Source organism: Dyadobacter subterraneus, from assembly GCF_015221875.1.
GTDB classification, from domain to species: Bacteria; Bacteroidota; Bacteroidia; order Cytophagales; family Spirosomataceae; genus Dyadobacter; species Dyadobacter subterraneus.
Map to the genome: position 1 here is coordinate 4,702,679 of NZ_JACYGY010000001.1, position 19,447 is coordinate 4,722,125.

General features: G+C 39.8%; 18 protein-coding genes. 3 read left to right on the forward strand and 15 right to left on the reverse strand.

The annotated features are described in order from the left end of the window. The first annotated feature begins 33 nt into the window (after nucleotides 1-33). Entirely contained in the window at nucleotides 34-2,178 is a 2,145-nt protein-coding gene (gene scpA / locus IEE83_RS19605; RefSeq protein ID WP_194122201.1) for a methylmalonyl-CoA mutase, read from the forward strand. On the opposite strand, the gene IEE83_RS19610 is transcribed toward scpA, so the two are convergent. The 15 genes from IEE83_RS19610 to IEE83_RS19680 all read right to left on the reverse strand — a co-directional run bounded on the left by IEE83_RS19610 (nucleotide 2,175) and on the right by IEE83_RS19680 (nucleotide 16,163). Continuing rightward, the gene (locus tag IEE83_RS19610) at nucleotides 2,175-3,392 is read right to left on the reverse strand and encodes a beta-ketoacyl-[acyl-carrier-protein] synthase family protein (protein ID WP_194122202.1); all 1,218 of its coding nucleotides are present in this window, start codon (nucleotides 3,390-3,392) and stop codon (nucleotides 2,175-2,177) included. The two genes, scpA and IEE83_RS19610, sit on opposite strands and share 4 nt — an antisense overlap. Continuing rightward, a complete protein-coding gene (locus IEE83_RS19615; protein ID WP_194122203.1) occupies nucleotides 3,376-3,642 on the reverse strand; it encodes a phosphopantetheine-binding protein in 267 nt (88 codons plus the stop codon). Before IEE83_RS19615 ends, IEE83_RS19610 begins: the two co-directional genes overlap by 17 nt. 5 nt (nucleotides 3,643-3,647) lie before the next feature. Beyond that, entirely contained in the window at nucleotides 3,648-4,925 is a 1,278-nt protein-coding gene (locus IEE83_RS19620) for an ABC transporter permease (protein WP_194122204.1), read from the reverse strand. Between the two features lie 4 nt (nucleotides 4,926-4,929). Beyond that, the gene (locus IEE83_RS19625; RefSeq protein ID WP_194122205.1) at nucleotides 4,930-5,679 is read right to left on the reverse strand and encodes an ABC transporter ATP-binding protein; all 750 of its coding nucleotides are present in this window, start codon (nucleotides 5,677-5,679) and stop codon (nucleotides 4,930-4,932) included. A 30-nt stretch (nucleotides 5,680-5,709) separates the two neighbouring features. Continuing rightward, nucleotides 5,710-6,741, reverse strand: coding sequence for a BtrH-related acyltransferase DarH (gene darH, locus IEE83_RS33460; RefSeq protein ID WP_194122206.1), 1,032 nt, complete (start codon nucleotides 6,739-6,741; stop codon nucleotides 5,710-5,712). A gap of 4 nt (nucleotides 6,742-6,745) precedes the next feature. Further along, entirely contained in the window at nucleotides 6,746-7,144 is a 399-nt protein-coding gene (gene DarG, locus IEE83_RS19635) for a flexirubin biosynthesis protein DarG (RefSeq protein ID WP_194122207.1), read from the reverse strand. A gap of 41 nt (nucleotides 7,145-7,185) precedes the next feature. Then, nucleotides 7,186-8,328, reverse strand: coding sequence for a dialkylresorcinol biosynthesis protein DarB (darB, locus tag IEE83_RS19640; protein WP_194122208.1), 1,143 nt, complete (start codon nucleotides 8,326-8,328; stop codon nucleotides 7,186-7,188). A 58-nt stretch (nucleotides 8,329-8,386) separates the two neighbouring features. Next, nucleotides 8,387-9,289 carry a hypothetical protein gene (locus tag IEE83_RS19645; RefSeq protein ID WP_194122209.1) on the reverse strand — a complete coding sequence of 301 codons (903 nt, stop codon included), beginning with the start codon at nucleotides 9,287-9,289 and terminating at the stop codon, nucleotides 8,387-8,389. Nucleotides 9,290-9,327: 38 nt separating this feature from the next. Beyond that, the gene (locus tag IEE83_RS19650; RefSeq protein ID WP_194122210.1) at nucleotides 9,328-9,810 is read right to left on the reverse strand and encodes a hypothetical protein; all 483 of its coding nucleotides are present in this window, start codon (nucleotides 9,808-9,810) and stop codon (nucleotides 9,328-9,330) included. A gap of 40 nt (nucleotides 9,811-9,850) precedes the next feature. After that, nucleotides 9,851-10,912, reverse strand: coding sequence for a methyltransferase (locus tag IEE83_RS19655; protein ID WP_194122211.1), 1,062 nt, complete (start codon nucleotides 10,910-10,912; stop codon nucleotides 9,851-9,853). 8 nt (nucleotides 10,913-10,920) lie between these two features. Next, a complete protein-coding gene (locus IEE83_RS19660; protein ID WP_228101889.1) occupies nucleotides 10,921-11,643 on the reverse strand; it encodes a YdcF family protein in 723 nt (240 codons plus the stop codon). Nucleotides 11,644-11,789: 146 nt separating this feature from the next. Beyond that, nucleotides 11,790-12,416: a hypothetical protein gene (locus IEE83_RS19665; protein WP_194122212.1), complete on the reverse strand. Its 627-nt coding sequence runs from the start codon at nucleotides 12,414-12,416 to the stop codon at nucleotides 11,790-11,792. A gap of 56 nt (nucleotides 12,417-12,472) precedes the next feature. Beyond that, nucleotides 12,473-13,081, reverse strand: a complete 609-nt coding sequence (locus tag IEE83_RS19670; protein ID WP_194122213.1) for a hypothetical protein — start codon at nucleotides 13,079-13,081, stop codon at nucleotides 12,473-12,475. A 28-nt stretch (nucleotides 13,082-13,109) separates the two neighbouring features. Next, on the reverse strand, nucleotides 13,110-14,369 hold the full coding sequence (flxY, locus tag IEE83_RS19675; protein WP_194122214.1) for a flexirubin biosynthesis putative acyl-CoA ligase FlxY: 1,260 nt from the start codon (nucleotides 14,367-14,369) through the stop codon (nucleotides 13,110-13,112). A 108-nt stretch (nucleotides 14,370-14,477) separates the two neighbouring features. Continuing rightward, nucleotides 14,478-16,163, reverse strand: coding sequence for a C45 family autoproteolytic acyltransferase/hydrolase (locus tag IEE83_RS19680; RefSeq protein ID WP_194122215.1), 1,686 nt, complete (start codon nucleotides 16,161-16,163; stop codon nucleotides 14,478-14,480). Nucleotides 16,164-16,271: 108 nt separating this feature from the next. Between IEE83_RS19680 and IEE83_RS19685 the strand changes: the two genes are divergently transcribed. Both IEE83_RS19685 and IEE83_RS19690 read left to right on the forward strand, forming a co-directional pair. Beyond that, on the forward strand, nucleotides 16,272-16,895 hold the full coding sequence (locus IEE83_RS19685) for a 4'-phosphopantetheinyl transferase family protein (protein ID WP_194122216.1): 624 nt from the start codon (nucleotides 16,272-16,274) through the stop codon (nucleotides 16,893-16,895). A 57-nt stretch (nucleotides 16,896-16,952) separates the two neighbouring features. Then, nucleotides 16,953-19,430 (forward strand): PIG-L family deacetylase, encoded by a 2,478-nt coding sequence (locus IEE83_RS19690; RefSeq protein ID WP_194122217.1) that lies wholly within the window; start codon nucleotides 16,953-16,955, stop codon nucleotides 19,428-19,430. Nucleotides 19,431-19,447: the final 17 nt, after the last annotated feature.

Consider the following 19,447-nt stretch of genomic DNA (forward strand, 5'->3'; position numbering starts at 1 on the left):
ATCGTCCAACCTGCTTTTAATAAAAACGAAACTATGAAGCCTGATTTTAAAAATATTGCGCTTCAAACAAATGAAACAACGGGTTCAATACCTGAAAAGTCAGCGAAGCCGATTTCAACACAGGAAGGAATAAAATTAAAGACTTCTTATAAAAACGAAGATTTATCAGCATCAGAACATCTTCATTTTGGAGCAGGCACTGCTCCATATCTTCGAGGACCCTATGCCAGTATGTATCTTGATCGTCCCTGGACGATACGCCAGTATGCTGGTTTTTCTACCGCTGAGGAGTCTAATGCATTTTACAGGCGCAATCTTGCCGGCGGACAAAAAGGCTTGTCTGTGGCGTTCGATCTGGCGACGCACCGCGGTTATGATTCAGATCACCCGCGTGTAACGGGTGACGTCGGAAAAGCAGGCGTTGCGATAGATTCAGTTGAGGATATGAAAATTCTTTTTGATCAGATTCCACTGGACGAAATGTCTGTATCGATGACGATGAATGGTGCTGTTATTCCGATTATGGCGTTTTATATTGCGGCAGCTGAGGAACAGGGCGTATCCGCAGAAAAACTTTCGGGGACCATTCAGAATGATATTCTGAAAGAGTTTATGGTGCGCAATACCTACATATATCCGCCGGCGCCTTCGATGCGGATTGTAAGTGACATCTTTGCTTACACGGCGCAGTTCATGCCGAAATTCAATTCCATCAGTATCAGCGGTTATCATATGCACGAGGCTGGCGCACCTGCTCATATCGAACTCGCTTATACGCTTGCAGATGGTTTGGAATACATCAAAACCGGTTTAAAAGCTGGAATGGAAATTGATGATTTCGCACCAAGATTATCCTTTTTCTGGGGAATTGGCATGAATCATTTTATGGAAATCGCCAAGCTGCGCGCAGGTAGAATGTTGTGGGCAAAAATTGTAAAACAATTCAATCCAAAATCAGAAAAATCACTGGCTTTAAGGACGCACTGTCAAACCAGCGGGTATAGTCTGACCGAACAGGACCCTTACAATAACGTAGCGAGAACTTGCATCGAAGCGATGGCCGCAGTTTTGGGACATACACAATCGCTCCACACGAATTCTCTGGATGAAGCGATTGCTTTACCAACCGATTCCTCGGCGAGAATTGCCCGGAACACACAGTTATTTTTGCAGCATGAAACTGACATTTGTAAAGCCGTTGATCCTTGGGGCGGTTCTTATTATGTTGAATACTTAACAAATGAATTGGCGGAAAAGGCTTGGGCATTGATTGAAGAAGTTGAAGCAATTGGCGGTATGACAAAAGCCATCGAAACCGGTTTACCCAAAATGCGGATTGAAGAAGCTGCCGCCAGAAAACAGGCAAGAATTGATTCCGGAAAAGATATTATCGTTGGAGTAAATAAATTTAAAACAGACTCAAAAGATGAACTGGAAATTCGTGCTATTGATAACAACAGCGTGAGGGAAGCCCAGATAGCGCGACTGACAAAAATCAAATTCGAGCGAGATCAAAAACAGGTAAAAGAAGCTTTGATTGCCATTACTGACGCTTGCAAAAAATCCGGGGGTAAAGATTTCAGCAGCAATTTGTTGGCATTGGCTGTGGACGCCGCTCGTAAAAGAGCTACATTAGGTGAAATTTCAGATGCGATGGAAGAAGAATTCGGAAGGTATAAAGCCGTGATCCGGTCAGTTTCCGGAATTTATAAATCGGAGGTTTCAGATGATGAAAATTTCCGTCTGGCAAAAGAAATGGCAGATCAGTTTTCCGAACTTGAAGGCCGGAGACCACGGATTTTAGTTGCCAAAATGGGCCAGGACGGACATGACCGTGGCGCTAAAATAATTGCCACCAGTTTTGCTGACCTTGGTTTTGATGTGGACATCGGGCCTTTATTTCAAACACCGGAAGAAGTGGCAAAAAACGCTGCTGAAAATGACGTGCATGTTGTAGGAACATCCAGTCTGGCTGCTGGCCACAAAACATTGATTCCTCAGCTTATCGAAGAACTAAAAAAAATTGGTCGTCCGGATATTATGGTCATTGCAGGAGGTGTCATTCCATCTCAGGATTATCAGTTTTTGTATGATGCCGGTGTGAAAGGTATTTTCGGACCTGGAACGATCATTTCTGTGGCTGCGCAAAAGATTTTGAAGGAATTGATGGATGACTAATTCACCCTTCCAATTACCAGCGAAGTACAATTCCCGCCAAAACCAAAAGAATTCGAAAGCACATAATTTACCGAAACATCCGATTGAAATTCAGTAATTGGCGCAGCATCAAAACCTTCCATATTTGTTTCAATATGCAGGCTCGGATATATTTCAGAATACTGAATACTCAAAATACTGAATATCGCTTCCACAGCTCCCGAAGCGCCCAAGGTATGTCCGGTGTATGATTTTGTAGAGCTGAATGGTGGTACTTTTTCGAAAATTTGAGAAATTCCAAATAATTCAACACGATCATTATTTGGCGTTCCAGTTCCGTGCGTGTTGATATAATCAATTTTAGTGGCATCAATACCTGCCGATTCAATAGCGGTTTTCATTGAAATAATAGCGCCAACCGCGTCATCAGACATAGCAGATGGATGATGCGCGTCATTGGAATTTCCAAAGCCAGCGATCTCCGCATATTTTCTTTTTCCAACTGAAACTTCCTCCGATTCTAAAACCAGATATGCTCCTGCCTCGCCTAGATTTAAGCCATCCCGATTTTCATCAAAAGGTTTACAAGGAAATTCAGAAAGGATTTTTAATGCATTAAATCCATTGACAGTATATTTTGCCAGCGCATCCACACCACCCACAATCACACGTTTGGCACGACCAGCTTTTATAAGCCTTGCTCCCATCATAATAGCATTTGCAGATGAGGAACAAGCCGTATTAATGGTATCTGTAAATCCGTTGATTTTATATTTTTCGATCAATCGCATAGTATGCGCCGCACACCCGTAAGCTTCCAGATATTCGGAACCTTCGAATTTCATATTGGCATCATCATAAAGCTGGTCAGTCAGACACATCCCTCCAACCGTACTCGCAGAAATCAACGCGGTGTCAAAAGAAGATAATTCTTCCGCACTTAAACCTGAATCATTTACCGCCTCCTCGAAAGCTTTGACAGCCAATAAACAAGTACGGGTGTAACCGAATTCGTTTTCAAGATGCAGCAATGCTTTCAGCTCATCATTGCTTAATTTTACTTCTCCAAAAGGCAGTGTTTCTGTATAAAGTGATTCAAAATGAACCGCCTTTGTTATGCCATCTTTCCCCGCAGCCAAACTGGAATGGTTTTCCGCCACATTGTTTCCAAGCGCAGAAATCAGACCAATTCCTGTAACAAAGACCCTGTTTCCTACCTCACGCTGTTTTTGCATTACTGACAATATACTGTGCCATATGATTTACATCAATCAAAATTTTTCTACCCTCAGCCGGGTTCGTAATCTTGATGCCATATTCTCTTTCCAATAAAACCACCAGTTCCAGTGAATCAATAGAATCCAATCCCAGGTCGCCTCCAAACAAAGGCTCGTCGTCTTTGATATCTTCCGGGTTAACATCCAGCAAATTCAAATATTGTACAATCTGGGTTTTTATAACTGGCTTTAAGCTTTCAATTTCCATTAGTATCAGATAATTTTTTCTATTCTAAGTTTAATATAAGTGCAAAGTTGGCAAATCAAAATGAATACTCCCAAAAACAGTATCACCCACCTGAGTTCATGCCAGCTGCCGCCTTTGAGAAAGAGTATATAAAATCCTTCCAGGCACCAGTGCAAAGGTGAAAAATTACTGGCAAACTGCATGTATTCGGGCATTACAAATGCAGGGACTAAAATTCCGCCTATTGCACCAAAAATAATGATCGATATCGCTCCAAATCCATTGGCCTGTTCCTGTGTTTTTGCCCAGGATCCTATTAATAATGCGTAACTTACAGCGGCCATACTGCTGATAAAAACGACTGCTGCAAAGGCTGGGAAGTTTGTCGGGATTGTCAGTTCTGGTAAACCGATTTTAGGCAATATCCATACCCCGACTGAAAAAGTCAGTGCAACCTGCAAAATTGCTACAACTACATAAACAGCCATTTTGCTAAACATAACCAGCATAAAACTGGTCGGCATTGTTTTCAATCTCAGAAAACTGCCATTCACACGTTCCTTCACAATATTACTTCCCAGAGAAACCACCATGAAAAACATGGCAAAGATCGTCCAGGCCGGAACGTTATGTTGTGTTGAATTTGGGACAACAACCGAATTACTATTGGTCGCGACAATCTGATTTATCTTAACCCGGTTAATTTCCATCTTTTTATTCAGCTTTTCTGACTTAGGACCCATGTCCATATCGGCATAAATTCGCTCAATCATCATCGATTTCTCAATCATACCAAGATAAGAATCTACAACACCCATAACCGATGCGCTGTAATTCTCTTGTAAAACAGGATCATGATAAAAAGATAATGCCGGCATTTTTTCAGTATTTCCGCTGGCAGAATCTGTTTCCAGACCCAGATCACGCATCATCATATGGCTAATTTCACCTGTATTACTATTCAGTCCGCTCGTAAAATTTGGCGGAATAAAAAGAGCGATCAGTTTTCCCCTTGCCAATAATTCCTTTTTCAAAGATTTTTCGGGCAGACTGTTTAAAGTATCAATTTTGAAAAGTCTGGATGTGATCAGCAAGTCCAGCAATTTCGCACCCTGACTTCCTTCATCATGATTGACAACCAGCATCGGGATCTCGTTTTCATTCACGATTTTATAAGCGCTGTCCTGGATTATTGTGATAATAAAAACCAATATCAGCGGCATCACAAACATAAGCGCCAGGCCAACTTTGTCACTGACAAGCAGAAGAAACTCCTTACGAATGGATGAAAAAATCTTGAACATAGGGTTAATCTCGGTACTCCTCTCCTGTCAGTTTTATAAATAAATCCTGTAAACTTGAAGCATCATTTCCTGCTAATAAATCGCTCATTCCACCTTCTGCGACCACCTTTCCATGATCGATCAAAGCAATGCGATTACAGAATTCTTCCGCTTCCGACATATGATGAGAAGTATACACAATCGTTGTGCCAGCCTTGTTAATTTCTTCAAGATATTTTATGATCGCGTTTTTGCTTTGCACATCCACGCCTACGGTCGGCTCGTCAAGAAATAAAATGGCAGGTTTGTGAATAAGGCCAATGGCAAGATTCACACGCCTTTTCATCCCGCCCGAAAACTTGAAAACTTCTTTGTCTGCAACTTTTGTCAAACCAAGTTCTTCCAGCAATTCATCAATCCGCACAGACAATTCAGCTTTTGACAAATTGTACATGGCTCCGAAATAATCAAGATTCTGTTTTGGGGTAAGCTCCTGATAAAAAGCATATTCCTGCGGCACAAATCCCAACCGGCTTCTACGCTCCTGACTTGAAATTTCAGTCCCGTTAATGTAATAAGCTATATTTCCCTGAGATGGCGGAATGATTCCGCACAGAATAGAAATAAGTGTCGTTTTTCCTGCGCCATTTGGCCCAAGCAAACCATACACATCCGACTCATTTATTTGCAGATTTACCCGGCTCAGACTGTCTTCCTGTGCAGATTTATATCTTTTGGTAACATTTTCAATCTGAATTGACGGGCCGTTGTACATCGTGAAGCAAATGTTGAATGAGGAAATAAATTATTTCCCCAGATTCAATTTAGAAAGTTTTAAAAATGCTTCTTTTTCAACAGAACGGATTTCAAGAAGCCGGTCTGCAATTTCGTCAAAACTTTGCTGCTCGGTTAATCTTCCCTTATAAACACCCGCCATCTGGATAGCACTGGCGCGCCACATATCACCCGATTTTGTAAATTCCTCAGAAAGTCCGATCAAACGATCGTCTTGTAAATAAGCAGCTGCTTCTTCCAGAAACGCACCATAAAGAAAACGGAAACCACCTCCGCCTGTACCAATTTCTTCCTGCATCCGTACGATCTGACCGAGGTATAAACCAGCTTTTTTCAGCCCAAGTTTATCTCTCCATTTTCGGATATTATTGGATGTATAACGAATTCCATTCACCCCAGCAAAATTGCCGGGAATACTGATCATATCGCGGACATTGCGTTTAATGCCTTTTACAATTCCTTTACGGATCAGATCGTCTGTAATCACCCCAACTTTTTCAGGGAAATAAATATGACCTTTTGGAGCAAGAGGCCCTTGTGCAAAACGCACACGGGACAATTCTTCCGAAGATAACGTCGTCACTTCTTCCATGATCGGATCACTGATCAGATAGCGGTTATCCTCTTGTCCGTAGACAATTAAATTATGTGCATTGAAGTGAAACCGGTATTCCTTTGGAAAATAGGTAAGATGAAAAACGCCGACCTGACAACCAACCGGGTCACCTTCTTTTATTTTTTTATCCAAAAACAGCTGTGCTTTTGCCGGATCGCTGAATTTATTCCGGGTAACTTCAACACCAAGTGCTTTGCAAGTCCGTTTGAAAATAGCTCCCGGCATGGTCCTGAATGAAATGGCAGGCCCATTATTGATAGTCAAAAATGGTATTTGTATATAAAAAAGACCAGAACCCATACCAAAAGCAAGCGGTTCGGTCATAAAATCGAGACCATGATGACGTAATAAAGCCGTCGTTACGCCATTTTCGCAATGGGCGGCATGTACGTGATGAAATTCTTCTGTTTTGGTGTCGATATTCACTTCATTAACCTTTAAAATTTTTCAATTCGCTGACCGATATATCAAAAACCTGAGCATATTTTTCAAGTTTTTTATCACTCAATGTCTTAAACACCGAAGGCTTGAAATGCCGTTTGATAAAAAAACTAAAAAAGCCCGTATAACCTGAAAGTACCACAAGATCCATCAGATTAAGCTCCATAAAATAATATACCGGACTTTTCTCTCCATTCGCCACAGCCTTCCTCGCCTCCTCTACCCGATCATTCACCTCAACCCAGGCACTGTCTAGCGCTTCTTTTTTAATATCCCAGCCCTTGCTCAGCGCTGTTTCATATTTACCATCCTCATTTTTCACATAACACAATTCCCTCGTTAATCTGGAAAGTGCGCCTGGTTCCTGTGGCAGATCTTCTTTTTTCATCGGGTATGAGTATTAAAATCTGAATGATAAAATTTGATGTATTAACAAACAGTCAGCAAACAAAACATGTAAGAAAATCTTGAACTTTCCGGAACGGCAAGTAGGATTTTTTCTCCTTTTTTCAATTTACCACTATTAAAAATTTCTTCAACCATCATATAAATTGAAGCAGCTCCCACATTTCCCATCGTTGAAAGGTTCGTAAACCATTTTTCTTTTGGAACCGGGATACCATTTTCAATCAGGACGTCTTCAATTTTACTTTCAAAAAAGTAGCTTGAAATGTGCGGAAGGAAATAATCCACTTCGTTCATGTCAAATCCTTTTTTGTCTAATATCTGTTTCAGGTTATTAAAACCAAGTTTAACGATTTTCTCGCTTAACAGTTTCACATCCTGCTTGATACTAAAAATCGATTTATTGAAAATCTCTTCGTTTGAAAAATCCTTGAAACTTTTCAATGTACCATCTTCCTGTTTGTAGGCACCCATGTACATACATGCTTCCTCCTCATTTGCAAAAGAGCATCCATCGATCCATTCAATTTTCAAAGAATCTCCGGTTTCATTAGGTTTACCTTCAACTAAAAATGCGCCGGCACCGTCAGAAAGCATCCAGCGAAGAAAATCTTTGTCAAAAGAGACGTAAGGATTTTGTTCCAGACGGATCAGTTCCTGAACTTCTTCCTCAAATGTATCGGCACGCAAAGAAGGTGAAAAACGCTCCGAAGCAACAGCAACGGCCTTTTCCTTATCTTCCAGTTTCACAGACATATACGCATATTTCAACGCATGCATCCCAGCGCAGCAAACCCCTGATGGCGAAACCACTTCAATTGTACCCGTTTCAGGAAGCCAGCCGTGTATCATCACACCATGCGAAGGCATAATCTGATCCGGACTGGAAGTACCCGCGCTCAACAAATCTATTTCTTTTAACTCCTCCGGATTTTCTGTAAAAAGCTGTCTAACCGCCTCAGAGGCCATTTCAGCATTCGTGTGTGTTGGAACACCTTCTTTTGTATATGCGTAATAGCGACTTTTTATTTTGTTATTTCTTAAAACAATCGCCTTTGATTTGGATGACTTTCCATTGATAAACCCCAGATACTCTTCCATTTCCTCATTGGCAACCGGCTCATTGGGAACAAACTTTGAAACCCTGGTAATAAATGCTTCTGACATTGCAATAATAGTATTGATAATTAATAAGTTGATGCAGCTCTTGGTTTGACCAAACTATTTAACTGACACCGTAATAGTATTCCTTCGATCTCTTGATTGATTTTTGTAAAAAGGGCGCAAAGAAAACGAAGTAAACAGATAGTATGATCGGTGATGCTACGAAAAGAGCGATCAACAGATAATAACTAAAAAGGTTTACATAAAACTTTCTTTTTTCAGGCGTCGTCCCCTTTTTCTTGATTAAGCTGGCCCAAACCCTGAAAATTTTCTTACCTCTCATTTCAATAAACCAGATATCGGTAGGAATATCAATAAGTCCAAGAGATAAAAGTTTTTTCTGCAAACCGGTATAATCGTCGCTTTGCAATGCGGTTTGAACAATACTTCCGAATTTATCTGCGCTCAAAATATCTTCCTGACTCACACCCGGAACTGGTAACAAATTCCATTTACGCTCTTTTTTACCAGTAAGCATCCAGTGAAAAATTGTTAATACACTGATCAAATTTGGTTCACGGTCCATCAGCGGCACATTACCAACTAAAATTCCACCCGCTTTTTTGATATATGCCTTAATACTTTCCTGCGAATTAAGCCACATATTCCGTCCGCCAATGACCGTTACAATCGGTGTATCCTTCATTTTTTTCTGAAAAACCGGATCCTGCAAAAGTGACGTAGTAGGTAACGAAGGTGATAAAAACCAGGGCTGATAACCCAGAATGATCAAATCATATTTTTCAGAAGCGTAATTTATCGGCTTTAAAGCAACTGCTTCTTCATTAACGCATTCAGGCATTGTATTATAAAACACGTCGCTTGTCCACGGAAATGCGATCGGTTTCACGGTTTCAATTTGTTTTCTCTCTATTTCAGCAGAATCAAACGGCAACAGGAAATTGTCGATTATCTCGTTCAATTGTCCTGATTGCGAATAATTAATGACAAGCACCTTTTTCATTCAACTATTTTATTCAGATTTTCAGTACTCAGATGCAGTTATTGTAAGTCATCCATTTTCAAAACAGCCGAACTGGCTGCATAACCTTTTACTATTTTCTTCAATTCGGGATCAAAACTTTTAAAACCTTCCCCCACTGCTTTTTTATCCTCGTTCAGATTTTTATTATACTTTAAAATCTTCGGGGCGTGTTCCTGAACGGCTAGTCTTAAAAACCTGTATTCAGCATTTGAAGGCTTTTTGGCAATTTCATCTTCAAGTATACGTGCTCCCTTTTTAAAGGTTTTGATCTTATTATTAACACCCTTTACAAAATCAGCTTTTTTCATGTAAAGCGCACCCTGATATGCTAACGTCAGAGAAGATGATTTTTCTTTTTCCAGAATAGAAATCATCCCGTCAATTTCTTCCTCAGTTTTACCGGAAAAAGCTTTGTAAAACTCAGCTTTCTCAACTTCCTTACTCGCGAACGCCGAAAAAAGAATAATAAAGATAAAGCCAAAAAACGTGACTGGTTTCATATCAATACATTTTTCTTATCAATAGTGACAAAAACCGGATCTAAATCTTCTTTTTGCATTCCAGAATTGTGTGATAACTATCGCCGATAAGCGGATACGTTTCAACCACCTCAAAACCTGCTTCCCGTACCAGGCTTTTCATTACCTCAATCCGGTACATTTTGCTGTTACCGTTGGCCATAATTGTGAAGTACAACGAGGTAGCAACCAGACTAAAATGTGCCGCGGGGTAGTCCTGATTATCGAAAAACGGTTCAAGAATAAATAACCGCGTTTCCTCAGAAGCCGCCTGATAAGCATTTTTCAAGATACTAAGAATTTCCTCTTTTGAAAAACAATCCAGGAACTGGCTCATCCAGATCACATCCGCGCCCTGGGGAATTTTCTGTTCCGTATCCAGCAAATTGATCGGATAAAACTCAATCCTGTCGAGCAATCCTTTTTCAGTTGCATTTTGTTTGGCAACTCTGAGCTGAACGGGCAGATCCAGAATTTTGATTTTTACATCAGGATCATGTGCACAGCACGCAAAAGACCATTTTCCGGTATTTCCACCTACATCAAAAATTGTACCTGTCTTTTTAGTGAAAACAATTTTCAAAGCCGACGGAAAGGCTCCGTCAGAATAATAATGGTCAAAATCAAACCAGGATTTTTTCGCAGGTTCAGGCAAAATTGAAAGACCTTCGTAGATTGTCGGCCAGTCTCCCAGCACTTTAAGTCCTTCCGGTTTGCCATTTCTGATACTGTCCGTCATGGCTTTTGCCCCCAGATAACATACGTCATTCATGAAATTGACGTTCACTTTTGTCATTTCATCTTTTAAAAGAAAAAAACCGACTTTGGTAATTTTAACTTTTCCCTCGTCAAAACATTCCACAACGCCTAATATTTCGGCAGCTTCAATCAGCAGATCTACCCCGTATTCCGAGACATCCAGTTTTTCAATAATCGTCGAAATACTTACGCCTTTTCGGTGATTATTGATAAATTCAAGTATCCCTAAGTCTCTCAATGCAATGACAGACTGAAAATACATAGGTCCAAATGCTATTTTCTGTGCTTCATACTTGGCTTCAATAGCCGATAGTTCTTTTTTCATTGTACTAATTAAGGTTCCTTACTCGAACCGGGTGCAGGTATCATCCGGTCTTTAAATCGTCTTCTGTATTTTTTCTTTTTTAAATCCTCTTCGTGCCAGATAATATATTTGCCCATCGTGCCCTTGAATCGCTGGAAAAAATTTTCCCTTGCTGATAATTTGACGAAGTCCTTTAACATCGCCGGACTGGCATCTATTTTCGGCTCGTACAGATCGAGAATTTTCAATGTATCGATTACCGTAGGCAAAAGTGCAACAGGTATTTCAAATTTCCTCATAAACTTTCCCATGTAGCTGCTTTGGAAAGGATCCGTAGCGAGGGCAATCTTCTTAAATCCAAGATCTTTTGCCAGCCGATAGGAATAGTAAACGTTTTCTGTACTGTGCTGCGCTTTTTCTTCTGTAAAAATATTTTTTGCGGGAATGCCCAGTGATTCAGCATAATAAGCCATCACTCTGCTTTCAATATAAGGAGTCGCGACCGCAGATCCTGAGAAAATTACATTTTTGGCGATCCCTTTTTTGTATAAATAATATGCCCAATGAATTCTCATTTTATGGACCATATCCCATTCTTTGCCCTGATAAGGAAAGCCAGGTACAATGATCACGTCATATGGCTGAACCTTCAATCCTTTTTGATATGCCTTCTCTGCCGAACGATAAAATATCTTCGTACATCCTTGTAAAAAATAGGCAGTTAGCAGCAGCAAGATAAAAATTCTTTTCAAAGTCCCGGACGATCAGTTAATTAAGAAGCTGTACATCTCCCCGTTTGAAAGAGCCATGTACAGCTTCTGATAGCAATATTATTTTTTTATGTTAAAAATCAATACGTTATCAATTTAAAAACGAACTGATTTATTACAATCTAACATTATTTTAATGTTTTACTCCACTGTTTGTAATATTTGGAATCAATAGCTTTGTTGATTTTATAAACACCACCGGCCCAGTAATTACGGAAGCCAAAACCGCCTGCTGCTCCATCAACTCTTTCGGTATAAAGTACTTTTTTAGATTTTAGATCAATAAATGTAACCCAGGCAAATAGCTTTTCAGCTTTTTTATTAAGACTTTCCACAACGTAAACAATACCAATTCCGTCTTTTACGCTTAGTGAATATTTGGAAACTGATTTCTTAACCTGATCTTCCGTGATCTTATAATCGTCTTCTGTGATGTTATCTTTCACCTCAGCCGATTCATTCAATTTAAGCATATCGGCAACCTTGGTTTCGTACATTTCAGGTTTTAATTTAAAAGCTTCCTGCAGAGAGAATTTTTTCGGTTCATATTCGATCAGGTTGTTCCAGCTTGCAAGATGCTGATTTTTAATAGCCACCGGATCAACGAAACCGGCGCGTCCGATGTATTTGGCCTGCGTAAAGTCTAAACCAAGAAAAGTCAATTTGGCATTTCCGGCAAATAAATCAGATAAAGTTTGAGCAGAAGTCTGTCCGGCAAAAAATAATGCGACAACAAATAATAGTGATTTTCTCATGACATTGAAATTTTTATAATGCTATTTAACCCTTTCAAAAGTAAGAATTATAACCTTTATTTTAATTTTTTATCAATAAACGCAGCCAGGACTTTTCCCGCTTTCGCATAGGATTCGGCGATACGTGTACCTGAATCAAAATCAAAGCCACCGAACTGTCCGCCAGGAACATTTGTCAAAACCATTTCTGCCACAGCTTTCTTTCCGGAGGTTTCAACCAGATCAATTTTGTAGTTCAAATAAGCATTTTTACGCATCACACCAACATTATAACCTGGTTCCAGATATGTAGTGTGAACAATGAAAGTATATTTGGCATCATTTCCCTGATTAACTTTCAATCCTTTATCTTCCAAACCTTTATTGAAAAGTTCTTCAAATTTCGGCTCGTATTTATTCTGACGATCCGACACCCATGCTTTTTTCCATTCATCGCCCTTACCTGCTTCCTTGGCATTATATTCAGCAGATTTTTTATCAAGATATTCTTTTTCCGTAGCAAATTTGCCTACACCAAATTCAGAATAATCATATTGAACATTCACGATTTTTTGTCCGGCCAAAACATCAACATCGCCAGATCTCAAATCAACTCTTTGAGCGAAACCTGTTTGAAAAGCAAAAAACAGAACTACTAAAAATGCGGTAAAAGTATTCTTTTTCATACTCAGGGGTGATTTTAATGATAAAAAATCAAATATATATCAACTTTTCGGGTTTCCTTTTTTCCTGTTTGAATATCCGGTGATTTAATTCTTGAGCGGTTATAAATTTAAGTAAAGGTGTAACACGAAGCCTGGATTTGAACAAAGAATGAAGTTTTTCCTTGAATAAAGGGGTTTCGAGATTCATGGTTAGCAGGATAGAAATCTCATCATTCCCGAACTCGTTTTTAGAAACAACCACCTGATACAAATCCACTTCCGGCACCATATCCAGCACATCAAAAAGCGCCGGTGGAAAAATCGTTGTACCTTTAAATTTGATCATTTGCTGTTTTCTTCCAACGACAGGGCCAAGTCTTGTAGACGATCGCCCGCATGCACAAGGTTCGTAATAAACATTACAAAGATCACCCGTTTTATAACGAAGCAAAGGCATTCCTTCAACGCCAAGCGTCGTCACGACAACTTCGCCCAATTCTCCTTCACCCACCCGTTTCCCCTCTTCGTCAACCACTTCCAGAATCAGCAGATCCGGGTTTAAATGTCCACCTTTTCCTTCCTGACATTCCGTAAATGCCGCACCCATTTCTGTGGATGCATAGGTCGAATATAATTTCACATCCCACTGAGATGTGATTCGTTTTCCCAGTTCATTGTAAGTAAAATCAGGATTACGGATCGGCTCTCCGATGCACAAAATTGATCGGACTGAGGAGGATTTGAAGTCGATATTATTTTCCAAAGCGTAATCGATCAGCCTTGGAATAAAGGAAGGAATCGCGATAAGTACTGTTGGAGAAAAGCGCTGGATGGATTCCCATTGCAAAAAAGGTGCACCCGGACCAACCCGGATCATGCCGGCACCCATTTTTCGCGCCCCCATCCAGTAAGCCAGACCAGCCATAAAACGCCGGTCGATTGTTGTCATTAACTGGTAAACATCATCCTCAGAACCATTGGCACATTTGAAAGCTTCTGCCTCATTATTGGCCAACCTTTCAACATCCTGATCAGTAAGGTAAAATGCAACCGGATCACTTAACGTACCAGAAGTTGTTACAAAATCGGCAATTCTACTTTTTGGAACACAAAGAAAATCATCGTTATAAAGTGCCAGATCATCTTTCGTTGTGAAAGGTATTTTTGTTAAATCTTCAAATGTTTTTATCGTTTCAATATCAACTCCCGACTGTCCGAAAATGCGCTGGTAATATTTGGAATTTTTATTGAGATATCGAAGAATATCGGTCAACTTGCTGCTTTGTAACGGACTGATTTCGGTTGTCATAAATTGGGATAAGTCGTTTGGGCTGGAATATTTTTGGAAATATCCGGATTCAAAATTACCGTCTATTCAATGCAAAAGTTTTTAAAAAATCTGTCTTGCCAAAATCTGTCAAGATTTTTCTTTTTTACATTCTTCAATTTTCGCTTTGATCGCCAGCATTTCATTCTTTGAAGAAACCTCATGTTGTAAAGATTCCTCGTAATATCGGATGGCCTTTTCGTAGTTTTTTTTCTTCTGAAAATATTCACCCAACGTCAGATACGTGACATAACTTTCGGGATTATTACTCACCATCGCATATTCATCTTTGGCACTTAACTTATAAGGAATGCCCAGCATCACATATTTATGGATCTTTTGCTTCGTAACCTTGAAAGCTTCAAACCTCCGGTAAGCATCGGTTGTCAAAAATGGATCAGCGGCAATAGCAAGTGAATCAATGGCATGACAAGTTTCCGGGTGACTGAAAACGTCTTTCAAATCATAACAAATGAATGCACCAAGCTGATAAGGTGGCGTAGAAATCCAGACTTTTCTTTCCGACGGCTTGAAAATAATTCCATGATGCGCAATCAATTGATTTAAGGATCTTGAATTGCCATAACCGATAAAAGTATCATTCACCCCCTCTTTATTCCGCAAAATATCAGCCGCTTCCTGCACATCCACCGGGTACGAACGCACCATAAGCTGATTCATTCTGTCAAAACGCGCTTTGGAATCTGTGTCGGCTATATTTTTTATATTGACCGAGTCTTTGATAAAAGCAGTTCCCTGATAATGATTTGCACAGACCAGATAGTCGGAACTTGAAGAATACAGGTCCATCTTCGTCGGTGATTTTTCAATAATGGCAGCTTTATTATCGTTTGCGGATCCGATCAAAAGTGATTCAGAAACAAAAGTATCACGTTTTTTTGCGATTGAATCTGCCTGCTCAATTGTGGCTGCATACTGCAAAATTTCTCTTGCCAGTAAAGAAATAGGTTCTTTTGCTCCGTAGGGAATATCTGATTTAGATGCGTTTAGAGTTACTGTAATTCCCTTTTCATTGATGCCGGAAACAACACCGGTAAGTCCGGCCCAGGAATAGGAAGCAAATTTATATCCTTTGTCAGGATTGATAAAAACGATCAGCTTGTCCTCTGCAAAGGCATCACCCATGTAAAAATCAAAATTTCGGCCAATCAACAAACTGGAATCAGCAGAAAGAGAATTTTTAACTGCAAAAGAAGTGCAGCCGACCATATTCAGATCCGTTAACGCGTGACCTATATCATGGGCTGCATGATAATTCAAAATCCGGTAATATTTAGGGCCGATGTAATTGAATTTGTCTGAAAAAGATTGGGAAACACCATAAATTTCCTGCAAGTTTTCATCCTGAATATACTTGTAGATATCCTTGTTAAACCAGGCTACAAAACCTTTTAGTATTTGAAGAAAAAACGCATTGGGAATAATTTCCTTGATCTGGTCGACAAAATGGACTTCCTGTTTTTCCATTAGCTCCTTTGCCAGTACACCATAAATCAGACCTCGTTCATAAGGACTTCCTTCAAGATACATTTCCCAAATGCCATATTTGTTTTTTTTCAGCCAGCAATTATCAACTTTGTAAGAATCCGGACCAAGCTGAACCCGTGTATAACTTTGAGGGGTTTTATTACTTGTTATCTTTGGCGCAGGCAGTTTGACGGCCCAGATAAAAAGGCCAAATACTAATCCTGCAACGAGAAGAATTACGATGAGTGATTTTAGTAACGTGCGTATTGATTTATTTTTGGGCCACATATAGCTGAAACGACAATTCGGGGCAAAATTTCTTGAATAACATTCAAACCGTGAAATATCTCTGCAACGCATTCACCCCTTTTTCATTAACGTAAAATTACAAATTAAATGGGCTTGGTCTACAAAAAGATATTGAACGGAAGATCAATTTTGGGATTATGGGAAATTTCAGAATCACTGGAAGAACTCATGTTACAACTAAAACCATCCGATTTCGAACTGGAAAAATTAGATAAAAAAATAAATAATAAAAGAAAAAGCGAGTCGCTTGCCGTTCGTCTTTTGTTAGATCAACTGCTTGAAGGAAAACCTGAAATCAGTTATGATGAGAATGGCAAACCATTTCTGAATTCAACGGATTATGAAATTTCCATTTCTCATTCAGAAAAATATGCCGCCGTTTATCTTGTCAAAGGAAAATCTGCCGGTGTTGATATTCAGAAAATAAAAGCGGATATAGGCAAAGGAATTGACTTTTTCCTGAACGACGACGAGCAATTATGGGTTGATAAGACAGATTTCATCCTGATTAATATTCTATGGTCCGCGAAAGAATCAGTTTATAAATTTGCCGGAATAAAAGACCTGGATCCAAGGAATCATATGTCAGTAAATCCTTTTCTGGCGAAACCTGATGGTGAAATAACTGTCAGTTTTGGACAAGAAAAACGCGAAACGATTTCGATTCAGTATGAAGTCTTTGAAGATTACGTCCTTACCCGTACATTGTAGTACCAAAACCGGATGTCATCGTCTTCCGTTTTAGATATTGCTAAGCCCAAATCCCTTATGAAAAAAATTACGATTGTAGTTCTCCTTTTTATTTCTTTCCAAATCCGGGCGCAAGTCCCTACCCTGTCTTCAAGTGAAATTTATCAGGGAATCAAAAAATTAAATGTTCTTGGTTCCGTGCTCCATATCGCGGCGCATCCGGATGATGAAAACACGCTGATGCTGTCGTACATGTCAAAAGATCAGCTGGTTCGGACTGGTTATCTTTCTTTGACACGAGGCGACGGCGGACAAAATCTAATCGGCGCTGAACAGGGTGCCAATATTGGCGTAATCCGGACGCAGGAATTGTTAGGTGCCCGAAAAATAGATGGAGCAACACAGTTTTTTTCAAGAGCTTATGATTTTGGTTTTTCTAAAACGAGAAAAGAAACGCTAAACTTTTGGGATCAAAATAAAGTGCTGGGCGATGTGGTTTGGATGATCCGGAAATTTCAACCAGATGTTATTATCACACGTTTTCCACCTGATCCTCGTGCGGGTCATGGTCATCATCAAACATCAGCTTATCTTGCAGAAGAAGCTTTTAAACTGGCCGCTGATCCAAATGCTTATCCCGATCAGTTGAAATTTGTAAAAGGCTGGCAGGCAAAACGTTTAGTCTGGAATACCTTCACACCAGGTTTCACCAACAAGCAGCCAGAGGGAGAAAAAAATCCGTTTATCTCTTTGGAAATTGGCGGCTACAATCCGGTTTTAGGAAAATCATATACCGAAATAGCTGCGGAAAGTCGCAGTCAACACAGAAGCCAGGGGTTTGGAAGTGCGCCGGTGAGGGGAGAAAGAATTGATTATTTTCTTCATAAGGAAGGAATACCTGCGAAGAGTAATCTTTTTGACGATGTTGATATTACCTGGAAACGGGTAGATGGAAGCCAGAAAGTACAATCACTGGTTTCTGATGCGATCAAAACTTATGACATCAGCAATCCGTCTGCTTCGGTTCCTGCATTATTGAAAATCAATCAGGAATTGACCAAACTCGATACTACAAATATTTACGTAAAAGCCAAAAAACAGGAAATATCTGATTTGCTGGTGCAATGTCTGGGCTTATTTTTTGAAACAAATCCAAATGAGTTTTCCTCTGTGGCAGGTGATGCTGCTGATATTAAGGTGACCGTGGTTAAGCGCTCAAAATATCCTGTAAAATTAATTTCTCTGAACTGGACAGGTATTAAATCAGACAGCGTTTTGAATCTGACTTTGGGAGAAAATGAAATGACTGCTTTTAATAAAAAAGCGGTTTTACCATCCGATTTAAAAACAACGCAACCATACTGGTTACTAAAACCAATTGACAAGGGAATCTTCCAGATTGACAATCAGCAGGATATAGGATATCCTGAAAACAGACCAGAAACAAAAACTGATTTTATGTTTGAAATTGATGGTCAAAGATTTACTTATTCAAGACCATGGATTTATAAATTCACCGATCCTGCTTCGGGAGAAATTTATCGTCCTTTCGAAATTCGCCCAGCCGTTACAGCTAATATCAATGAGCCTGTTTTCATCTTTCCAAACACAACTTCCAAAACACTCAGTGTTATGGTTGAAGCACAGAAAAGCAATGTAAAAGGAAGCTTGAAACTGGATTTGCCAAAAGGATGGAAATCGGATCCGGCCAGTGTAAATTTTGATATGACGGAAAAATATCAGGAACAGACTTATATTTTTAACATCACGCCGCCGACAAAAAATGAAGAAGCAGTTGTTAAAGCTGTCGCTACTGTTGACGGAAAAAACTATGAAAGATCAATCAAAACAATCGATTACCGCCACATTCCAAGTCAGACATTATTTCCTCCTGCCGAAGCAAAACTTGCCAAACTGGATGTGAAAACGACTGTCAAAAATATTGGATATATCGCCGGCGCTGGTGATGATGTGCCAACCGCATTGAGACAAATGGGTTGTACCGTAACCATGCTGAATGAAGCGGCACTTTCCAAAGATCTAAGCGGATATGACGCCATTGTTGTTGGAATCAGAGCTTACAATACGGAAAACCGTTTGGCTTATTACCAGGACAAATTGATGGAATACGTCAAAAATGGAGGAACGATGGTTGTTCAATATACGATTCCTCAAAGAGTGAAAGTAAAACAAATCGGTCCATATCCTATTCAATTGAGTCAGGATCGGGTGGCGGAGGAAGATGCGGAAATGCGGTTTCTGAAGCCTGAGCACACTTTGTTAAATTACCCAAATAAAATCACGCAGAAAGATTTCAACGGCTGGATTCAGGAACGTGGATTATACTATGCCAGCGACTGGGATAAAACGCATTACGAAGCGATTTTTTCCAGCAATGATACAGATGAAAGTTTAAAAGAGGGAAGTGTGCTTTATGCCCAATATGGCAAAGGACATTACATCTACACAGGACTTTCTTTTTTCCGGGAACTTCCGGCAGGCGTAACAGGCGCCTATCGCCTTTTTGCCAATATGATTTCGGTAGGTAAGAAATAAAAAAATAACCGGTGAGA